Origin of the sequence: Xanthovirga aplysinae (genome assembly GCF_009711365.1) — a bacterium.
GTDB lineage: Bacteria > Bacteroidota > Bacteroidia > Cytophagales > Cyclobacteriaceae > Xanthovirga > Xanthovirga aplysinae.
The window spans coordinates 1-2,423 of record NZ_SMMB01000570.1 but is presented as its reverse complement, the minus strand read 5'-3'; the positions used below and the strand labels follow the sequence as shown (position 1 = coordinate 2,423).

At 34.9% G+C, this 2,423-nt stretch carries 2 protein-coding genes; both read right to left on the bottom strand.

Annotated features, from left to right (window positions below):
* A partial coding sequence (gene murI, locus E1171_RS02805; RefSeq protein WP_155203869.1) for a glutamate racemase occupies positions 1–746 on the bottom strand: 746 nt, incomplete at its 3' end.
* A 95-nt stretch (positions 747–841) separates the two neighbouring features.
* Positions 842–2,335, bottom strand: coding sequence for a lipopolysaccharide biosynthesis protein (locus E1171_RS02800; RefSeq protein ID WP_155203867.1), 1,494 nt, complete (start codon positions 2,333–2,335; stop codon positions 842–844).
* Between the last annotated feature and the right edge of the window lie 88 nt (positions 2,336–2,423).

Here is a 2,423-nt window from a genome sequence, read left to right as displayed (position 1 = left end):
AGAAATTCCCCTAATTTAACCGCTTTGCCACTTGTGTAAAAATGATAGAACGGTTTTCTTCCATTTGAAGAAAAACACAATTGTTCTTCCCTTAATATTTTCAATGTGTGCCGGGCCACAGCTTCTGCTGGGTTAAGTACAGAAATACTATCTTTTGTAATTTCTCCAATTAATGGTTGTAAAAAAGGATAATGTGTACAGCCCAAAACCAATTGATCCACCTGATTTTCCATCATTGGTTCTATATAGGTTCTTAAAAGTGTTTCTGCCTCTTTTGTCTCCACCTTCCCTTCTTCTACAAGTTCCACTAACCCTTGGCCTACCTGCACCATCAAATCTAAGTGAGATGCATGGGTAGTGGCTGTCTTCTTAAATTTCTTTCCATTTAAAGTCCCTTCTGTAGCCAATATTCCCACTTTTCCACTGCGTGTCTGTATAGCTGCGGGTTTAATGGCAGGCTCCATTCCTATAAAAGGCACAGAAAAGGAAGATCGCAAATGGTCAATAGCTGCATTAGTAGCAGTATTACAAGCCACTACAATTATTTTACACTCTTTTTCAATAAGAAATTTACTGATTTTATTTACAATGGCAGTAATTTCTTCTTCCGGTTTTGGACCATAAGGACAGTTTCCACTATCTGCATAATAAATCATCGACTCTTCTGGCATCAACGTAACTAATTCCTTCCACACAGAAAGTCCCCCCAAACCTGAATCAAATACTCCTATTGGTCTATTATCCATTATTTCTAAACTCAGAATGAGTAAAAAAATTCTAAAATCATGCCAAAATCTGAAAAATTTTTAAAAACAAAAAAACATCCCTTAAAGTAAAGCCTTCACTTTCGAACAAAATGGAGAAGCTTGGAAACCAACAGATGATAAAAACGATTTACATCTGGTGAAACCTTTAGAGCAATAATCAAAGGGACATAAATCAAAGTGATTAATGCAGATCGAATTCCCACATCTACCAATGCTAAAGGGTGCCTTGGAATTAAGGTAGATAAATAATAGGCCAAAGCCCCAATGATTAAAATTTTTATTGTATTAAAACCAAAAGGCTGCATTTTAAATTTGAAATAGATAAAGATTAACTTAATAAAATTATATATCCCCAGGGTTAATAAAGAAGCGAGGGCCGCCCCATTTAACCCATAAATGGGTATAAAAATAATATTAGCCACAACAGTAAGTAATCCAATAATACTTACACCATAAAGGTTAAACCTATAGAATTTGGACATAGAAATAATATCACTATTTATACTTGTCGCCATATCCAACAACTTGCTAATACCAATCAACAATACAACATATTTTCCAGCCCGAAATTCATCTCCTTTGGGCATCATATAAAACAAACTATCCAAATTAGCCCAAATCCCAATAAAAAGTAACGTTCCCAGGGCTAACTGATTAATAGAAATTATTTGGTAAAGGGCCTTTATTTTCCGAATTTTAACCTGCTGAAACGCCGTAGAAACTATTGGAGCAGTTAATTGCGCCAAAGCTCTCCGGGGCATCTCTATCACCACCGCTACATTAAACATGGTAGTATAAATTCCTGCCTCGGATATTCCAAGCATTGATGCTACCATTAAACTATCAACTTTAGCCACTAACAAAGAGCCACTTGACCCTAAAACCACAATGGAACCATAGCGGATTATTTCACGAAACAATCTCCTTTCAGGAAATTCAATTTTAAATTGAAACGGTATTACTTTTAGATAAATGAAATAAATAAACAACAGCAAAAAGGCCAATAAATAAGCCCCTGCGATTAAATTGACCAACAAATCATAGGTGATAATTTGCTTAAAATAACAAAAGGTAAGAATGGTCAGGAATAGCCTTAACAGTACTTCACGAATAAAGTTTGGAACAGAGACCTTAAAAAGCATTTGCCCATAACCTTCAAATAAACCCGTAATTACCAGAATAAATACCATGAAAAGCACAACATGAACGTATTCTACCAACATGGCAGACCTTTCCTCAAATAAATCCATTATATAAGGCCGGAAGAGTTCAAAACCGATAAAAAAGATCACGTAAGAAAGAACCCCTCCCAAAAAAATAAATGAAAGAAAAGAAGTCTTTTCCCCTTTGGCTTCAAAACGTGGGTAAAACCTTAGTAAACTTTGTCTTAAGCCAGCTTGTGCAAAGGGAGTCATTAACAAAGCCATATCCTGCACTACACGGACTAAACCAAGTTGTTCGGTGCTAAAAACATAAGGAAAGAACCAGATGATATTGAAGTAACCAACAAGAACTCCCAAATAAGATAAAAGACTACTTACAATACTTTGCCTGATTAATTTGCTCATTAAAAAATATATACTTGGTTCTTTTCCTCTATATTTAATGCCAAAGAAATCAATTCTTTTTTAGAAAGATAGCAAAAGGAAAAAAAAA